This is a genomic window from Paraburkholderia sp. MM5477-R1, assembly GCF_050436385.1.
GTDB lineage: Bacteria > Pseudomonadota > Gammaproteobacteria > Burkholderiales > Burkholderiaceae > Paraburkholderia > Paraburkholderia tuberum.
Genome location: NZ_JBNDMC010000006.1, coordinates 590,476 through 607,934, shown reverse-complemented (window position 1 = coordinate 607,934; position 17,459 = coordinate 590,476). Strand labels below are relative to the sequence as shown.

Below are 17,459 nucleotides of genomic sequence, written 5' to 3'. Positions count from 1 at the left end.
ACCGAGCGTTCAGTGGTCGTTCACTCAGCCTTCGTCTTCTTCCTCGTCGCGCTCGTTCGCGCCGTTCTTCGTGGGCGACGCATTGCGATTGCGGAAATCCTTCGAATGCAGGCCGTGCTTTTTCAGCAGCATCTGCAAGTGCGAGCGATTCATATCGATGCGCCGCGCCAGTTCGGCGACCGTTCCGCTGACTTCACGCAGTCCGCGTTCGAGGAACGCTTTCTCGGCGTCGTCGCTGGCCGCCCGCTTCGCGTCGCTCAACGACATCAGATTCGCGACGCTGATCGGCTGCTCGCCGCTCGCCTGCCCGCCCTCCGCCTGCGCCGCCGGCGAACCGGGTGCGGCGGGTCGCATATCGAGCGGCAAATGCTCGATGTCGGCCATGTCTGCAGCCAGACATGAGATGCGATACATCACGTTGCGCAATTCGCGAATGTTGCCCGGATACGCGTAGCTCAATAGAAAGTCCCGCAAACGCGGCGTCAACCTGACTGGCCTGCGTTTCAGGGTACCCGCAGCTTCGTCGCCGAACCACGCAATCAGCAACGGAATTTCGTCGCGCCGTTCGCGCAGCGGCGGCAACGTCACGTGAATCACGCTGAGCCGGTAGAACAGATCCTCGCGAAACCGGCCTTCCTCGCTGAGCTTGCGCAGATTGCGATTGGTCGCCGCGACGATGCGCGTATCGACCGCGATCGTTTCGTCGGAGCCGACGCGTTGAATCTCGTGCGCCTCGAGCACACGCAGCAGCTTGACCTGGCCCGCGAGCGGCAACTCGCCGATTTCGTCGAGAAAGATCGTGCCCGTATGCGCGCTTTCGAATTTTCCCTTGCGGTCGCTCGACGCGCCGGTGAATGCGCCCTTGCGATGCCCGAAAAGTTCGGATTCGAGCAGATTTTCCGGAATCGCGCCGCAGTTCACCGAAACGAACGGCTTGTCCGCACGCGCGCCGTTCGCGTGAATCACTTTCGCCATCAACTCCTTGCCGGTGCCGCTTTCTCCATCGATCAACACCGGCAAATCGGTTGGCGCCGCTTTTTCCGCGATTTCGAGCGATTCGAGCAAACGCGGGTTGTCGCCGAACGTGCCCTCGAAAATGAAGCTGCGTTCGAGTAGTGCCTTGCGGCGCGCACCGCGCGATTGCTCCGCGCTCGTCTGCGGCTCGCCCGCGGTGGCCGCCTGCACGAAGCGCTCCTTGTGCGAAAGCTGCATCACTTCGTCGCGCAACGACGTGGCCTGCCTCAGCAGCTTGTCGATATCGGCGCGTTCGAGCCGCGACGACCAGCGCAACGTGGAGCGCAGGATCTCGATCCGCTCGATCAGTCCCGCATACGATATCGCGGGACTCGCCTCTTCAATCTGGTCGAGTATCTTCATCATGATGCACTCAACTGTTTCTGCACGAGCTGATAGTACATGCCGCCGCGCTGGATCAGCTCCTCGTGACGGCCCTGTTCGACGATCGCGCCTTCATACAGCACGAGAATCTTGTCCGCGCGCATGATCGTGCTGAGCCGATGCGCGATGATCACCGCCGTGCGGCCCTTCAGGATGTCGTGCATATTGCCGAGAATATTGCTTTCCGATTGCGAGTCGAGCGCCGACGTCGCCTCGTCGAACACGAGCAGACGCGGATCGTGATACAGCGCACGCGCAATGCAAAGCCGCTGGATTTGACCGCCCGACAAACCGATGCCGCGCTCGCCGACGATCTGCTCATAACCGAGCGGCATCTTGCTGATGAAGCCATGCGCGTCGGCCATTTTCGCGACTTCCTCGATGCGGCGGCGCTCCGGCGCGTCGTCGCCGCTTGCGATGTTCTCGGCGATCGTGCCCGAGAACAGCAGATTGCTTTGCATCACGTAGCCGATTTGCGCGCGGAAATAAGTCTTGTCGATCACGCCGGAGTCATAGCCGTCGATCGTTATTTTCCCTTCGCTCGGCTGATAGAAGCCAACCAGCAGCTTCGCGAGCGTGGTTTTTCCCGACCCGCTGCGCCCGACGATCGCGACCAGTTCACCCGGCTTGATATCGAAGCTGATGTTCTCCAGCACATAAGCGGAATCCTCTTCGCCATAGCGGAAGTACACGCCTTGCAGGCTGATCTCGCCTTGCAGCTCCGGCAGCATCACGCGCGAGGGCAAATCCTGCGGCTTCTGTTCGGGCTCGATATCGAGCACATCGCCGAGCCGTTCCATCGCGACACCCGCATCGTTGAGCATGCTCCACAAGCCGACGAGACCCATCAGCGGACTCAATACGCTGCCCATGAATGCATTGAACGCGATCAGCTGACCGATCGTCAATTCACGCGCGAGTACCAGATTCGCGCCGACCCAAAGAATCGCAATCGTCGTTGCCGCATTCAGTAATTGACTGCCAAAGCCGACCAGAATATTGAATGCGTGAGCGCGATACTGCAATTCGAGCGCCTTTGCGTATTTCTTCTCCCAGCGCAACCGTACCGGCCGCTCGATGCCCATGCCCTTGACGGTCTCGACGCCGGACAGAGCTTCCATCAGGAACGACTTCGCCTCGGTCGATGCCGTGAAGACCTCGCGTGCGTAGCCCTTGATCTTCGGCGTCGCGATCACCGTGAGTCCCATGATCGGAATGACGAACGCGATCAACACCAGCGTCATCTTCACGTTGTACACGAACATGATCGTGAAGTAGATGAAGATCATCAGCAGATTCAGCGCGGTCGTCACGGTGGATTCGGTCAGGAACGCGCGGATCGTCTGGTTTTCCTGAAAGCGCGCGAAGATATCGCCGGTCTTGCGCTTCGCGAAGAACGAGAACGGCAGCGACAACGTATGCTTGAAGAACTGCGACATCATCGCGAAGTCCATGTTGCGAACCATGAAGTTCGCCAGATACGCGCGAATCGTCGACATCAGCTGCGTGAAGACATTGGAGATGATGAGCCCGCCGATCAGCATATGCAGCAGACTGACGTTCTGATGCACGATCACGCCGTCCAGAATGTTCTGAATGATTAGCGGTGGAATCACGCCGAGAACCTGAATCACGAAGGTCGCCAGAAACAGATAGCCGAGTATCTTGCGGTACGGCTTCAGGTAGCCGACAAAGCGAATCCACGGCGAGCGCTCGGCCGACATCTGCAGCAGCTGCGATCCGCCGGTAAACAATAGGCAGGTGCCGCTCCACCCGCGTTCGAAATCTTCGACGCTCAGCTTTCTGAAACCGAGTGCCGGGTCCGCCACCCAGACATAGTCTTTCGACAGCCCGTACACGACCACATAGTGATAACCCTCCCAATGCACGATGAACGGCAGATCGAAGCCGCGCAGCGAATCGAACGTGCATTGCACGCCGCGCGTCGTGAAACCGAGCGACTCGCCCGCGCGCGCGAGGCTGTCGAGCGTCGCACCCTGCGTCGTCACGTTCGCGAGTTCGCGCAATTTGCCGAGCGTCATCGGAATGCCGTAATGGCGGCAGATCATCGCGAGACACGCGGCGCCGCAATCCATCTCCTCGGCCTGCTCGACGAGCGCGAAACGCCGGATGATCTTCTCGCCGAGTTCCGGTTTGCTCTGCAGGTCGAGCATCAACGGCAGCTTGCGCCGCTGTTCGAGCCGCTTTTGCCGCTGTAATTCGCGGTCGCCATAGCGGATGCGCTCGTCGAGCACTTCTCGCAGTTTCGGATTGCGCTCGAGAATGAAATGAACGGTGCGCTCGGGGATGACCAGCAGCCGCGTGTCGGTGGTTGCAACGACCGATGCCATCTGTTCCTGGCGCATCAGGCACGCCTTCTCGCCGAATATCTCCCCTTTGCCGAGCGTCGCGAGCGTATAGTCGTGGCCCTCCTCCTGCCGCACGATGCGCACCTGGCCTTGCCGCACCACATAAAGCCGCCTGTCGTCGCGGCCGTCCTGTTTCAGAATCTCCTTGCCGGCAGCGACCCGTTTTGCGCCGACGCTGCGCACGTACTCTTCGAGTTCCGCCTTGTTCAGCTTGCCGCGCAGATCGAACAATTGAGCGACGAAGCCCCCGGCCGAATTGATCGCCACATAGCTGGCGACGAACGCCAACGCGGCGGCGTTGCCCGCCATCACCGGTTCGATCGCGCTGCGCGGAATGAACAGCACTTCGGTCTTGCCCGACGAACGTACCGACGCTTCGTGAACGTACGAGCGCAACATCGCAATGTCGGCAAAGATCTCGCCCGACTTGCGCACGCCCATGCTGGTTTCCTTGCCGTGCTCCTCGGAGAAGATACGTACCGTGCCCGAGCGGATCACATAGAGACCTTCGGCGACGTCACCGGCCGAGCACACCGTTTCGCCAAACGGATAGAACTTTGCCTGCGCGTACTCGGCAAGCCGCTCGATTTCGTCGCGCGAGAACGGCGACAGGATCTCCACCGAAGCGAGAAATTCGGCGGTGGAAGGCGCGGATGGCGCGGTCTGGAGGGCGTCCATGTATCGGTGAGCCTCGCTTTATCGGGCGCTAGTCGGGCACTAGCGCGCTTCGATCACGTGTTCCTGGGCGCGGGCAATGAGCCAGCTCTCGCGCAGCAAACGGCGGATTTCGGTGGCCACGTCGGCATCGAGCGTGGCCGGATATTTGGCCGTGACCGCGAAGATCTCGAAACACGAACGGTCGGCCGACGGAAACGGCCCAAGCAGATCGCCGACCGCCGCATTGAAGATCTTCGCCTCGATATCGGGCTTCAGCGAACCGCGCAGTACCTTGCCGATCACGCCGCCCGACTCGCGCGTATCGGCAATCGAATGCTCGCGCGCCATCTCGCCGAAGGCGTCGGGATCGTCGTGCAGGTACGAGATCATTTCCTTCGCCTTACCTTCGCTATCGAGCACGATATGGCTGACTTCGATCGCGTCGAACTTCGGTGAATTCAGCGCGAAGTAATCATGGATCGCCGCGTCGTTACCGATGTCGTCGAGCATCTTCTCCTGATAAAGCCCGTCGGTAATGAACGCCTCGAATTCGTCGAGGCTCACGCGCAGCGCGTCGAGATAATGATTCATGTCCGCCGCGCGATGCAGCCCGCGCACGCGGCGAAACTGGTCCGCGCGCTGCTGGATTTCGTCGGCGCTGACGGCGACGCCCTGCTTCTTCGCCGCATGGACGGTAAGCTTGTCGCGCACGATCTGCTCGACCAGGCTCTCGAACTGGCCGGTCAGTTTCAGAAGACGAATGAACTCGTCCACGTCCACGACTTCGTCATCGATACGCACTATCGCGGTCATTTGCCCGGCTCCTTTCGTGGATGTTTTGATTCGCGCGCTCAACCCGCCACCTCTCTGAACGGATCGAGACCGAGGTCGATCAGGCGCCGCTCGCGCACGACGATTTCCGCATTGGCGGTCATGCCGTAACGCAGCGGATAACGCGTGCCGGCCACCTGGTAGTAGTCCTTGTCCAGCGTGACACGGCCTTCGTAGACCGGTTGCTTGTCCTGCGCGGATGGCTTCGTGGCCGGCGAGATATAGGCGAGCGTGCCGCTGATCAACCCGTAGCGCTGGTAAGGAAACGCGTTGAACTTCAATTTGACAGGCAGGCCGACGTGCAGAAAGGCGCGGTCGTGTTCGGAGATTTCGATCTTCAGCACGGGCCGCGCGTCTTTTGGCGCAATGCCGCCGAGCGGTGCGTTCGCCTGAATCTTGTCGCCGCGCTGCGTCGACGTGACGTCGGTGATCACGCCTGAAACCGGCGCGAGAATCAGCAAAAAATTGTCTTTATCGATGTTCTCGAAACGCACCCGCGCGGCGGCATCGGCTTCGAGGCGCGCGCTTTGCAGTTGCACGCGCAGTTTGTCTTCCGCATCGGTGATGTCGCGCACCGCCTGATCGTATTGCAGTTGCAGATCGGTGCTTTGCTGGCCGCTCGTCGCGAGTTGCGCATTGGCCTGCGCGTATTCATGGCTCAGACGAAAGTCGAGCTCGGCCAGCTTCGACTGCGCGACACGGTAAGCGTTATCCGCTTCGAGCGCGGCCGTGCGTTTCTGCTCGACCTGTAATTCGGCAATGCCACCGCCGCCCGGCTGCGCGAACAGCCGCGAATAGCGATCGAGTTCCTGATTCGCCGCTTCGCGCGTGCGGCGCGCGTTGTCGAGCGAGCTGCGCGCTTCGTCGAGTTCGGCCTTCTGCCCTTCGGCAAGCTTCGTCGTGCCTTCTGAAACGCGATTCTCGTGCAAGCGCTCCTCGACTTCGAGTTGCGCCTTCAACGACGTGGCCTTGCGTTCCATCAACGCCTTCTTCTCCGGGAACTGCTTCCATTCGCGTTCGGCGTCTTCGAGCTTCACTTGTGCCTGTAACGCGTTGCTCGCTGCCTCGATCGCGCCGCGCGCATTGAGCCGCGCGAGCACGTCGCCTTTCGACACCGGCTGCCCCTCGGCGATATACAGATCCGCGAGTTCGCCGTCGATCGGCGTATAGATGCGCCGCACCTCCGACTCCGGCGCCAACGTGCCGGGCGCGCTGACGATCACATCCGCGCGGCCGACGAACGACCACAGCAAACCCGACACGACGAGCGCGACCATCGCCCAGATCAGCGCGCGCGCAAGCCGCACCGGCTCGGACGTCAGAATCGCAATGCCTTCGACGCTATGATCTTCGAGCGCCTCCGACAACGGTCTAGGGTGAGGATCGCGTTTCACTCTGATCGCCTCCAATCAATGCGAGCTTCGCTTTCAGCAGCCCAGGGTCCAGCACCATGCGCAACTCGGTCAACGAGCGGCGCTGCAAACTCGCTTCGGCTTCGATATCCGCGAGCAGGCGATCGAAGTCGGCGGGATGATCGGCCTTCAGCTGCGTATAGATGCGCATGCCCTGGCGTGCCGCCGTCTGCGCCTCGCTCAGCAGACGCGCCTCGTTGCGAAAGCCCGGCGAGATGCCGGCTTCGAGCCGCTGCGTGCCGCCGATCGGGCCGTTCGCGCGGTACTCTTTCCACAGGCTTTGCGCGCGCACCAGCAGATCTTGCGCATGCGCGAGTGCCTTGTCATGCAATGCGGCCACGTCTTTCTGGATCGCCTGCACGAACCATGCGTCTATCCGCGGATCGAGGCTCGCGTAGAACGACAGCAGACGCTGGTCGTAATCTTTCCCGTCACGCGTTTTCCGCAGATCGTTGTATTGATCGGACAACGCCTGCTTGTGCGTCGCTTCGGCCGAGAGCACATCGGACCACGGGCTCGCCGGCATCGACTGCAAATCGTTCAGCGCCTGCTGCGCGTCGCCGCGCTGCCACGCGGCATCGACCGCGTCCTGCCGTTGAACGATGTCCGCCGACGGCAAGCGTGTAGACGCAAGCTGCTGGAATTGCGCCTGAAAAGGCGGCGTGCTAAAGCGCACCGTTTTCATCATCGCCAGCAATGACGTCAATTGACGGCTCAACGCGGCATTCAGCAACCCGGTGTATTGGCGCAAATCGTCGCGCACTCTATCGAGCCCCGCGAGCCGCGGATAACGCTGCGCGTAATCGTCGAGTACCGGCGGCAGCGCGTCGGGTTTGTCGCGCGAAAGTTCGGTATGAATTACGCCATTGAGCCGATCGATCGCGGCGACGTACACCGAATCGTCGCTTTCGAGCTTGCGCAGATGGCTGAGCGTGTGTGCGTAGGGCTCCGCGAAGACCGGCACGTAACTCGCAATCCGATCGAGCGCGCGCTGGTGACTCGCCGCGTCGTCGTCCCAGCGGTGCAGCAGACCGTTGATCGTCGCTTCGTCCGTATACATGCGGATCGGCGCGTCGACGCCGCCACGCGCCGCGACGAAGCGTTCGAGATCGCCGACCCATTGCAATTCGCCGACCAGCGACGCGGCATCGGCGTCATTTCCGCTCAATGCCCTCATGTTCTTCAGCAGCCTGTCGGCCTGGTCGAACTGCGCTTTTTGCACGGCTTCGATCCAGCCCGGCAAGTTCGCTTTCAACAACGCCTCGCTCGCGAGCGCGCTGATTTTCGTGTCCGCCGGATGCGTGGCCAGATAGCCGCGCGCCATCGTGAGAGCGCTCGAGTAATCGCCGCTCGCGAGCAGGCTCTTCAACTCCCGTTCCGATGAACCGTGCAGATAAAGGCCCACGCCAAGTGCAACCACGATCGCGATAGCCGCTCCGCCCCATGCCGCCGCGCGCCGCACATTGGTGCGCTCGCCGTCCGCTAACGCCTTGTGGAGTTCGCCGGCGACCATCTTCCAGCGACGCGGCTTACCTCTTGCCGCGCTGTTAGCTTTGCCGCTTCTTTCGTTCGCGCCGTCTCTCGTATCGGCGGGATGCCCCGCCTGAGCACCTTTGGCGCCCTGCGCGCCATTTGCCGTCCCTACTCCGTCACGCTTCGCGCGCGCGGAGCCCGGCTGCGCCGCTTCATTCACTTCGTCTTCGCGTTGCAGCGCCGGATCGACGCAAAAGATGTCGAGAAACGAATGCGCAGCGCCGACGAAGGTCGTCTTGTCAGCATCGGCGGCACTGTCGACAGCGGGCTGAAGAGAGAGCTGGGTCACGGTGGGTTCGACGTCGGCGGAGTTCTGTAGCGACACCCTGTAGACGAAGTGGTCGCCGCCAAATGCAACGACGTCGCCCTCCGCCAGTGCGAGCGCCGATTCGCCGATCCGCTGTCCATTCACGAACGTGCCGTTGGTGCTGCCGAGATCCTCGACATAGAGCTCGCCGCCCTTCAGAAACAGGTGCGCATGGCGCCGGGAAATGTAATTGACCTGATGCGGATACCGGTCTTTGTAGCGCGAGAAAACCTCGTCCGTTTTACTGATCAGAAATGGAAAAGCCAGCACGTCGACCGGTTGCAGACCCAGGTCATCGCGCTGCGGCACCAGCAATAGATGAATGAGGGGAGAAGCGCTTCCACCCGTGACCACGCGCGCGCGCGGCTCGATGCCGACCCGATAGCGCAGTTCACCGCCAAAGCAGAGTTCATCGCCGGCGCGTACACGCGCGGGGGTTTGTCGCACCGCGATGCCGTTGACCGTCGTGCCGTTCTTGCTGCCGAGATCGGCAACATAAATCGCGCCATGCTCGATGAAAACGCGCGCATGTCGGCGCGAGAGAGCGGCGGTCCATGGTGCGGGATAGTCGCTGAACGGCGCTTCGCTGCGGCCGATGGCGAACAGGTTGTCGACGATGCGAATGGCGTCGAGCGCGGGGCGCTGCGCGCAGGCAACCGGTGACAACACCACGTCGAAGGCAGCGTCCACTGTCACGCGCATTTCAGCAATCGGAGCTTCGCCGGTGGCCATTTTATCTGGATCGCTAAGCGTTTACCTGCCGCGGCGGGAACGCGGGGCGAACTGGACGAAGAACAACGGCGCAACGATATTGTCGTGAAGAGCCACGCAAACGCTGACCCCTAAAGGATTGTAAGTCACGCATCGAGAGTGTCAATTTGGATATCGCCGGATGAGAAGACCGCGGATAAGCCGTCAGCCGACGAAATACCCGCGCGGTACGCCAACTCGTGGATTAGCTCAATGTTTCGTTACTTCTCTTTGACCTGCGCCTGCACGTCGACACCGGGCCATCCGCCGCCGAGCGCCTTATAAAGCGTTACCGTGTCGGACAGAATCAATTGGTGGTTTTCCAGCAACGCCTGTTGCGCCTCCAGCAAGGTCCGCTCGTCTTCGAATACTTCGAGCTGCGACACGACGCCAAGGCGCAGTTGCGACTGGATCTGATCAGCGACGATCTGCAGGCGCGACACCTGCTGCAGCAATTCCGCGTGCTGCGCCTTATGCGCACTCAGATTGACGAGCGCGTTCTCCACTTCCTCGAATGCGCCCATCACGGCCACGCGATATTGCTGCTCGGCGACTTTCGATTGCGCCTCGGTCACCTTCACATGTGCGCGCACGCCCGGATCGAACAGCGGAAAATTGATGCTCGGCATCAGGCCGAACGTGAACGACTTCAGCAGCTGGTTAAGCGCGTAACTTGCCGTGCCGCCTTGCGCGGTGAGGCCGATGCTCGGCAATTGCGCGAGCTTCGACTGACCGACGAGGTCATAGGCCTCGAGCACCCTGAATTCGGCCGCCACCACGTCGGGGCGGCGCGACAGCAATTGCGCGGGCAAACCATCGGGCACGCCCGGCAATTTCACGCGCTCCTGTAAATGGCCCTGCGGCACATGGAATTCGCCGGCCGGCACGCCGAGCAACGTGCATAGCGCGTTGTCGGAGACCGCCCGCGATCGGCGCAGATCATAGAGATCGTTGGTGAGCCGGTTGATCTCCGCCTGCTGGCGCAATACCTGCGTTTGCGGCACGAGCCCATTGCGCGCCTGGCCTTCGTAGATCGCCAGGATTTGCTTGTTCGTGGCGATGGTCTTTTGCTGCTGTGCGATCTGGTCGTCGAATTGCAGGATCTGGAAATAGGTACTGGCCACATTCGCGACGAGTTCGAGATACCCCGCGCGCCAATCCGCCTCGCTCGCGTGGAATTCGGCCTTTTGCGCCTGCACGCCTTTTTCGACCTTGCCCCAGATGTCGATGTCCCAGTTCACCTGCAGCGCGAGGTTGTACGTCTTCGTCAAAGGCTGGCCAGTCGTCTTCGTATAGTCGGCGCCGGCGCCGAGGTCCGCCGTCGGCAACGCGGCCGCGCCTGTCTCGCTGATCTGCGTGTGCGCGACTTCGATACGCGCGGCCAGCACCCGGATATCGAAGTTGCCGTCGATCGCCTTGTCGATCAGCGTATCGAGGTACGGGTCCTGGAAGCCCTTCCACCAGTCGCGCTCGATCGTCTCCGCGGCCGATACCGGCGCGCCATTGCGATCCGACCACGATGTCTTGGCCGGCGTGTCCGGGCGTTGATAAGCCGGCATGCTGACGTCGACGCACGCGCTCACTGCCAAAGCGCACAGCGTTGCCGCGCAGATCCCGCTTAGCACACGGGCTATGCGGCGAGGCGTCCTGGCTTCAGCAGGAACCCGCCGAAGGTCCAGCGAATCACACGACGAATCGAACGATGATTCTGGCAGTGCTGACACGGTGGTCTCCAGTTGCACCCGCCTGTTTCGCGCGAGATGCCCGGTTTTTCAGCCCGAGCCGCTTCCGCGCGGCTTCGGCAATGAAGCGGCGGAAAAGTCGATGCGGGGAGCGGCGGATACGCGAAGGATGCGTGGAAAGGACGATTGGATTAGCGGTCTTTTTGAGCGACGCGCCTGTTGGGGCACGCACACGCGGCCGCTCGGGCCGCGTGTGCGCCGCTCACTACCCGTTGTTGACGTTGCTCGAGTAAATGGTCGGTTGGATGTAGGTGGCCGTACCGCTGACTAGCGCCGAGTCGTTGCCGTTCGCGCTCTGGATGTTCATTTCCGTGTTGATCATCTGCGTCGTGGAGACGTTCTTGATGCTGGTCGGCGCATAGACGGGTGCGTAGCTGAGGTACGACGGCATCGAATAGTAGCCGTTGCCACCGCGCACGGCGCTCATCGCCTTGCTGTCGAGTTGTTCGGTGTTGGACAGATCCTTGATCATCAGCGTGTTCATGGCAAATCTCCTGGGAATGGGAAAGCGCATCATCGAGCGTCGGGGTTCGAGCAACTTGTCTGCTCGGGCGCTACTGATGCATGGGCTATGCCAGGAGTGTCTTTCTTTCGTCATTCGCGTCCTGAACGCCTTGTAGCAAAGGCCAGGAACATCGCACTCGCTGTTCCGACGCTGACGAGCGACACAGCGAGACCAGTGAATGGTGGATCGCAGCCAACAGCGCGCGCGACATTGTTGGCTGCTCGATGACAGTCAGCGCGCGATCACCGTGATCTTCTTCGAATACACCGGCGGGTTGTGCGGCATATGCATGTCGTCGCCCATCAACAGCTGCAGCGTATGCTTGCCTGGCGGCAATGAAATCATCGTTTCCGTTTCGCCCGCGCCGAAATGCAGATGATGGCGATCCGAGGGTATCTCCTGATCCATCGGCGGCAGATCGGTATCGATCAGAAGATGATGGTGGCCGGTGTTCGGGTACTTCACGCCTTTCGGCGCGACCCCCATGAAACGCAGACCGAACCACACGCGAAACGGTTTATTGGCGGGCACCACCTGGCCATCGTTCGGATAGCCGATATACGCGTAGGCGCCGGGCGGCGACGGCGTCGCTGCCCACGCGCCCTGCGGCGCGGTCGATACCGTCAGCGCCGCTGCGACGAATGCCGCGGCCGCAATGATCTTCTTCATCAGGACTCTCCGTTCCGGCTTGACCAGTTCGAACGAACGGACCGCGTTAGTTCTTTAGCACGGTGATGGTGATCTTCTTCGAATACACGGGTGGTACGTGCGGCACGTGATTGTGGTCGCCGAGAATCAGCTGCAGCGTGTGCTTGCCGGGCGGCAACTCGATGCGCGCGTCGGTTTCGCCCGCGCCGAAATGCAGGTGCTGGCGATCCGATGGAATCTCCTGATCGAGCGCGGGCAAATCCGTGTCGATCAGAAGATGATGGTGGCCGGTATTCGGAAACGCGACGCCCTTCGGACACACGCCCATATTGCGCAGCCCCATGCGCACCCACAGCTTGCCGCCGTGAATCACCGCGCCATCCGACGGCCAGATGATGTACTCCTCGGCCCCCGGCGGAGACGGCGTCTGCTCGGCGCGCGCAACGCCGCCAGTGCCGATACCGAGGCAGACCGCGACGAGCGTCGCGCACACCGCCGCGCGTAATCCGCCGCGACGCGCTTGCGCCGGATCACGACTGCCGAAAAGAAAGGAAACACGGGTTCTTCGCATAGCGCACTCTCCCGAACAGGAGTCATGGCTGGGGCCCGGCTATCGATGACCTTCCGGGTGTTCGAGCGGCATGTCGCGGGTCGAAACCGGCAGGCAGCCCACCTAGTTAAGACGACCGTGTGACGTGACTTTGTGAATCAGCTTAGGACGTAACTTGCCAAAAAGATACGCAATGCTCGTTAACCGTATGACGCGTTAAGGACTCCCGGACAGTTGTGACGCAAAGCGCGTGCTATCGTTAATAAAGAGCGCAGGCAGCGCGAGCCTGGTGCACGAATGCCTGAACTCTGTCCGGTACAAACAGGATATAAAGATGTGGAGACGATTCCTGCTGGTGTGCATGGTTGGGGCAATCCAGGCGCAGTGGGACAGTGCCGGTGCCGCGACGCAACATGAAAGCATCGAGCCGAGCCCGGCTCGGGTAGCGAGTCATCCGGCGCGGCCGGCGGACACCGCTTTGCTCCTTTCACCCTTTGCTTCGTCACGCGACGACACGCATTCTCGGCGTGTCGCGCTCGTGATCGGAAATGGCGAGTACGGTGACGCCGCTAACCCGATCCGCACCAACGCGCCGCGCGACGCCGAATCGATCGGCGCTGCGCTCCGTGCGCATGGCTTCGAAGTCATCACGCGCACGAATGCTACGCCGCCGCAAATGCGCGCGGCCATCGACGAATTTCAACGACGATTGCGAATGGGCGATATCGCACTGTTCTATTTCGCCGGACACGGCATGCAGGTAGGCGCACAAACGCTGCTTTTGCCGGCGGGACTCGATGCGCGAGCCGACATCCGCGCGCCGGTGTCGCTACTGAATAACGGCGTCGATCTGAATACCGTTTTGCATGCGATGCAATCCGCCCGTGTCGGCCGGCTCAATCTCGTGATTCTCGATACGTGCCTCGACAATCCATTTGCCCCCGCCGCGGTTGCGATCGATAAACCGAGGATCGCTGCCAACACCGTGATTGCCTATGCAACCGCACCGGGCGGTTTCGCGGCGGACGGTCCGCGGCATGGCGTCTATACCGATGCCTTGCTGCAAGCGCTCAACGACGCCGACGCATCGTCTCGATCGCTCGCCGCGCTGTTCCGACAGGTCGGCGCCGAAGTACGCGCCGCTACACGCGGAACGCAGCAACCGTGGCTCTCTGTCGCGCGTTCATCCATTCCCACAAGTGGCGAAAGCGCTATCGAGTCGTCGAATACGTCAGAGCGTCGCGCCATCACGCCGCGCAGTCGCGGCATCATGCCCAAGGAAAGCGGCGAACAATACGAAATCACGTTCTGGGATTCGATCAAGGACAGCAACTACCCAGCCGATTACGAGGCTTATCTGAAGGCCTATCCGAATGGCCGCTTCGCCACACTCGCGCATGCGCGTATCGATCGATTGCGCGCGGCGGCATCGACTCCCGCGGTGAGTGCCGCGCCGGCCGCACCGCCAGCCGCGCCCGCGACGCAGAGGGGTCACGTCGCGCCACCCACGCCGCCTGCCCAGGTCACGCATCCCGCGACGCAAGCCAGCGCAGCCGCGCCGCCGCCGCGCCCCGCTGCCGCGCCATTCGCCGAAAAGACCGTCGCCCATCCCCCGACGGCCGGTGAAATCCGCGACTGCGCGGCCTGTCCGGTCATGATCGCGGTACCCGCCGGCTCGTTCGCAATGGGCAGCAATACCGACGATCCGTCGGAAAAGCCCGTGCATCACGTGAGCATTGGCGCGCCCTTCGCGATCGGTAAATTTCCCGTGACGGTCGAGCAATGGAATGCGTGCGTCGCCGCCGGCGCCTGCCAGAAGCTGACGCCGGAGAGCAATAGCATCAAGACCGCACCCGCGCGCGATCTCAGTTGGGACGACGCGCAGCAGTACGTCAAGTGGCTCGCCAAAACGACCGGCAAACCGTACCGTCTGCCGACCGAAGCCGAATGGGAATACGCGGACCGCGCCGGCACCACGACCGCGTACTGGTGGGGCGAGCAGATGCGCAAGGGCAACGCCAATTGCAAGGACTGCGGCGACCCGTGGCACAAGGAAGGCCCGGAAAACGTCGGCACGTTCGCCGCGAATCCGCTGGGTCTGTACGACATGAACGGCGGCGTCTGGGAGTGGACCGCCGACTGTTGGCACAACACCTATCAGGGCGCGCCCGTCGATGGCCACGCGTGGGACTCGCCCGGCTGCGAGATGCGCGCGATTCGCGGCGGCTCATGGCGCGAAGGCGGCGACTACATGCTCAGCGCGACGCGCTTCAAATACAGCGCGGGCGTGCGCCAATCGCAGAACGGTTTTCGCGTCGTCAAGGATCTGCACTAAAAGCCGTGTCGATTGGCTCCCTGACGGATCATCGCGTCGCGGGTTTGGTCGTAATCGGGGCGAAGTCCGCCAACAGGTGATCCTGCCCGTATTGACCGCCAATCTGCTTGAGCCGGGTCTCGAGCGCGCGCAGATAATCGGCGCGCGCTTCGCTTTCCGGGCGCAGCTTGTCGAACAGCGGCACCGGCGTCACCACCAGCACCACCATTTCCGAGCCGAACGGCTTCGATACGGTCCAATCGCCCGCATTGCTGCCGATCGTGTACGGACCGCCGTTCGCCTGCATCTGATTGTCCGGCCACTGACGACTGGGCACCATGTGCACGACGTGGCCGTCTAGCTGGTAGTAGTCGACGGTCGCAAAGGAATCGAACGGCGGCGCTTTCAGGTCGACCACCAGCGAGTCGTTCTCGGTCAGAAAACCGCTTGGCGGACGCATCTGCAGCGACGCCACGCGCCCCGCCTGCCAGTTGCGCACCAGAAACGGCGCGAGCGTTTTGACGAAGTCGCATTTATCGTCGGCGAGCGGCCGCACGTCTAGCGAAACCGTATCGACGCCAGGCAGCGCCGCCAACGTCTCCTTCAGATGCGCGGCACCGTATCGCTGCGACAGGAAACCGCGTACCGTCAGTGCGTGGTCCTGCACCGCGCCCGATAGAGCCGAACAGGGCACCTGGGCAAGCGTGGGCGTGATCGCGGCGAGCGTCAACGCGGGCTTTGGCGCGGGCGCCGGCGTTGTCTGCGCGACATTCGTTGCAGGCGCGACAGCGGACGCCCCAGCCGCCCGATCGACCTGATCGCCCTGCGATCGCGCCGCCTCGGTTTGCGCGGCTTGCTGCCGGCTGGACCCCGAGCGAAAAGCGAACACGCCCACGGTGACCGCGCACACGACGGCGAGGCCAGCGAGCCCGACCCACGCGAGCGTCCCGGACTTCTCCGCGCGCGCTTCATTGTCGAACTCGGCGATAAAGCGCACGACGCTCGGTATCCGCGTATTGCGATCGAACGACAACGCGGCACGCAACGCGCGCCACTGTCGCGCATCGAGATTCGCCGGACGCTGCGGCTTGAAATCGGCATTGCGCGCCTGCGTGGCCGACAGGCGATCGAACGGATGATGTCCCGTCAACAGCTCGTACGTGATGCAGCCAAGCGCGTAGATATCGTCGCGCGGGTCCGGCTCGCGATGCTCGATCATCTCCGGGCTCGCATAGGCCGGCGTCAACGCGCCGAGACTGCCGGGATCGAACACCGTCGCGTCGCTCTCCTCTTCAGGCCGCTGGAATACGCGCGCGATGCCGAAGTCGATCACTTTCACTTCGGCATTCGTGGTCAAAAACACGTTCGCGGGTTTGAAATCGCAATGGACGAAGCCGCGCTCGTGCGCGTACGCGAGCGCCGCGCACATGCCGCGCACGATCGGCAGCGCGGCCCGCACCGGCATGCCCTGATAGCCCGGCGTGCGCAGCAGCTGGCTCAGGGGTTTGCCGCTCAGGTACTCCATCGTCAGATAGACGATCGGCCCGTCGCGGTCGAAGTCGTAGACGGTGATGATGTTGCGATGCGCGAGTACCTGCGCCTTGCGCGCCTCGCGCTGCAGCGCGACCAGCGAATTCGGATTGCCGCGAAACTGGACGTTCAGCACCTTGATCGCGAGATAGGGCTTGCGATCCGACGCTTCGAGCTTGCGCAGATCGAGCGCCTTGTACACGGTGCCCATGCCGCCCACGCCGAGGCACTCCTCGAGCACGAAGCGGTTGTTCAGGGTATCGCCGATGCCTTTGATGGTCTCGTGCGCGGCGCTGCCGGCAGTACTCGCGGCGCCCGCACTCGCAGCGCTCGACGAACGCAGCGACGGTAGATCGACCGAGGTCTGGATGCCGGTTTCCTCGCCACCCGCCGCGACGTTCGACACGCGCAGCAGCTCGATGCGCCGCCGCACTTCCAGGTAGAGATCGTCGGGCAACGGCGACCGATGATGCGCGGCGTACAGCGTCTCCAGCAGCCGCGTCGGACCGAGTTGCTCGGTCGCCAACGCGCTGTCGAGCTGCGCGACGAACTCGTCACGCGATAGCTCGCCGCTCTGGAAGTCGAGAATCACACGCGCAAGGCTAGCCATTTGTGCGAAGCACCGCCGTTGCCGCTGGACCGTGTCGCATGCGACCGACGCCACGCGGGTCGATAGAAAACCTGTCGTATCCAGTTACATGTGCCGTTTCGATACTAGCTCCCGGTCCGCGCTTTCGCAAACCAGGCAAACCAGGCATGAGCCGCGCGCCGCGCCGCGTGCTGGCTCGCGCAATGTCGTGCGCCATCCAACAGGGTCCGCCGCGATGTCGGACGGCGGCCACCGCTCCGAGCGCGTCAGCGTGCTTCGAGCTGACCGGCACGGTGGTCCCTCCACGCGCAAAACCCTTATACG

The 17,459-nt window shown here is 62.4% G+C and carries 11 protein-coding genes and 1 pseudogene; 2 read left to right on the top strand and 10 right to left on the bottom strand.

Going from position 1 to position 17,459, the window contains the following annotated elements; all coding sequences use genetic code 11:
* Nucleotides 1–24 precede the first annotated feature (24 nt).
* The 9 genes from OKW35_RS21175 to OKW35_RS21135 form a co-directional block, all read right to left on the bottom strand.
* On the bottom strand, nt 25–1,380 hold the full coding sequence (locus tag OKW35_RS21175; RefSeq protein WP_429553058.1) for a sigma-54 interaction domain-containing protein: 1,356 nt from the start codon (nt 1,378–1,380) through the stop codon (nt 25–27).
* Nucleotides 1,377–4,445 carry a peptidase domain-containing ABC transporter gene (locus OKW35_RS21170; RefSeq protein ID WP_429553057.1) on the bottom strand — a complete coding sequence of 1,023 codons (3,069 nt, stop codon included), beginning with the start codon at nt 4,443–4,445 and terminating at the stop codon, nt 1,377–1,379. The genes OKW35_RS21175 and OKW35_RS21170 overlap by 4 nt, the downstream gene beginning before the upstream one ends.
* 39 nt (nt 4,446–4,484) lie before the next feature.
* Nucleotides 4,485–5,237, bottom strand: coding sequence for a peptidylprolyl isomerase (locus OKW35_RS21165; RefSeq protein ID WP_429553056.1), 753 nt, complete (start codon nt 5,235–5,237; stop codon nt 4,485–4,487).
* A 38-nt stretch (nt 5,238–5,275) separates the two neighbouring features.
* Nucleotides 5,276–6,649, bottom strand: a complete 1,374-nt coding sequence (locus OKW35_RS21160) for an HlyD family efflux transporter periplasmic adaptor subunit (RefSeq protein WP_429352962.1) — start codon at nt 6,647–6,649, stop codon at nt 5,276–5,278.
* Nucleotides 6,627–9,239: an FHA domain-containing protein gene (locus tag OKW35_RS21155; RefSeq protein WP_429553055.1), complete on the bottom strand. Its 2,613-nt coding sequence runs from the start codon at nt 9,237–9,239 to the stop codon at nt 6,627–6,629. The genes OKW35_RS21160 and OKW35_RS21155 overlap by 23 nt, the downstream gene beginning before the upstream one ends.
* A gap of 239 nt (nt 9,240–9,478) precedes the next feature.
* Nucleotides 9,479–10,891 carry an efflux transporter outer membrane subunit gene (locus tag OKW35_RS21150; RefSeq protein WP_429553819.1) on the bottom strand — a complete coding sequence of 471 codons (1,413 nt, stop codon included), beginning with the start codon at nt 10,889–10,891 and terminating at the stop codon, nt 9,479–9,481.
* Nucleotides 10,892–11,204: 313 nt separating this feature from the next.
* Nucleotides 11,205–11,483: a hypothetical protein gene (locus OKW35_RS21145; RefSeq protein ID WP_184061603.1), complete on the bottom strand. Its 279-nt coding sequence runs from the start codon at nt 11,481–11,483 to the stop codon at nt 11,205–11,207.
* A 252-nt stretch (nt 11,484–11,735) separates the two neighbouring features.
* The gene (locus tag OKW35_RS21140; RefSeq protein ID WP_090807583.1) at nt 11,736–12,173 is read right to left on the bottom strand and encodes a DUF4399 domain-containing protein; all 438 of its coding nucleotides are present in this window, start codon (nt 12,171–12,173) and stop codon (nt 11,736–11,738) included.
* A gap of 46 nt (nt 12,174–12,219) precedes the next feature.
* Nucleotides 12,220–12,723 carry a DUF4399 domain-containing protein gene (locus tag OKW35_RS21135; RefSeq protein ID WP_187610602.1) on the bottom strand — a complete coding sequence of 168 codons (504 nt, stop codon included), beginning with the start codon at nt 12,721–12,723 and terminating at the stop codon, nt 12,220–12,222.
* A 313-nt stretch (nt 12,724–13,036) separates the two neighbouring features.
* On the opposite strand from OKW35_RS21135, the pseudogene OKW35_RS21130 reads away from it, so the two are divergent.
* Nucleotides 13,037–13,867: pseudogene (locus OKW35_RS21130) on the top strand (caspase family protein); the annotation flags it as partial.
* 105 nt (nt 13,868–13,972) lie between these two features.
* Entirely contained in the window at nt 13,973–15,037 is a 1,065-nt protein-coding gene (locus tag OKW35_RS21125; RefSeq protein ID WP_429553818.1) for a formylglycine-generating enzyme family protein, read from the top strand.
* 28 nt (nt 15,038–15,065) lie between these two features.
* Here OKW35_RS21125 and OKW35_RS21120 read toward each other — a convergent pair whose 3' ends face one another.
* Nucleotides 15,066–17,156 carry a protein kinase domain-containing protein gene (locus OKW35_RS21120; protein ID WP_429553054.1) on the bottom strand — a complete coding sequence of 697 codons (2,091 nt, stop codon included), beginning with the start codon at nt 17,154–17,156 and terminating at the stop codon, nt 15,066–15,068.
* Nucleotides 17,157–17,459: the final 303 nt, after the last annotated feature.

Coding starts and splice junctions, on each gene's coding strand:
- OKW35_RS21155 (WP_429553055.1), bottom strand. CDS start 9,239: ATGGCCACCGGCGAAGCTCCGATTGCTGAAATGCGCGTGACAGTGGAC.
- OKW35_RS21135 (WP_187610602.1), bottom strand. CDS start 12,723: ATGCGAAGAACCCGTGTTTCCTTTCTTTTCGGCAGTCGTGATCCGGCG.
- OKW35_RS21175 (WP_429553058.1), bottom strand. CDS start 1,380: ATGATGAAGATACTCGACCAGATTGAAGAGGCGAGTCCCGCGATATCG.
- OKW35_RS21140 (WP_090807583.1), bottom strand. CDS start 12,173: ATGAAGAAGATCATTGCGGCCGCGGCATTCGTCGCAGCGGCGCTGACG.
- OKW35_RS21125 (WP_429553818.1), top strand. CDS start 13,973: ATGCCCAAGGAAAGCGGCGAACAATACGAAATCACGTTCTGGGATTCG.
- OKW35_RS21120 (WP_429553054.1), bottom strand. CDS start 17,156: ATGGCTAGCCTTGCGCGTGTGATTCTCGACTTCCAGAGCGGCGAGCTA.
- OKW35_RS21170 (WP_429553057.1), bottom strand. CDS start 4,445: ATGGACGCCCTCCAGACCGCGCCATCCGCGCCTTCCACCGCCGAATTT.
- OKW35_RS21165 (WP_429553056.1), bottom strand. CDS start 5,237: ATGACCGCGATAGTGCGTATCGATGACGAAGTCGTGGACGTGGACGAG.
- OKW35_RS21145 (WP_184061603.1), bottom strand. CDS start 11,483: ATGAACACGCTGATGATCAAGGATCTGTCCAACACCGAACAACTCGAC.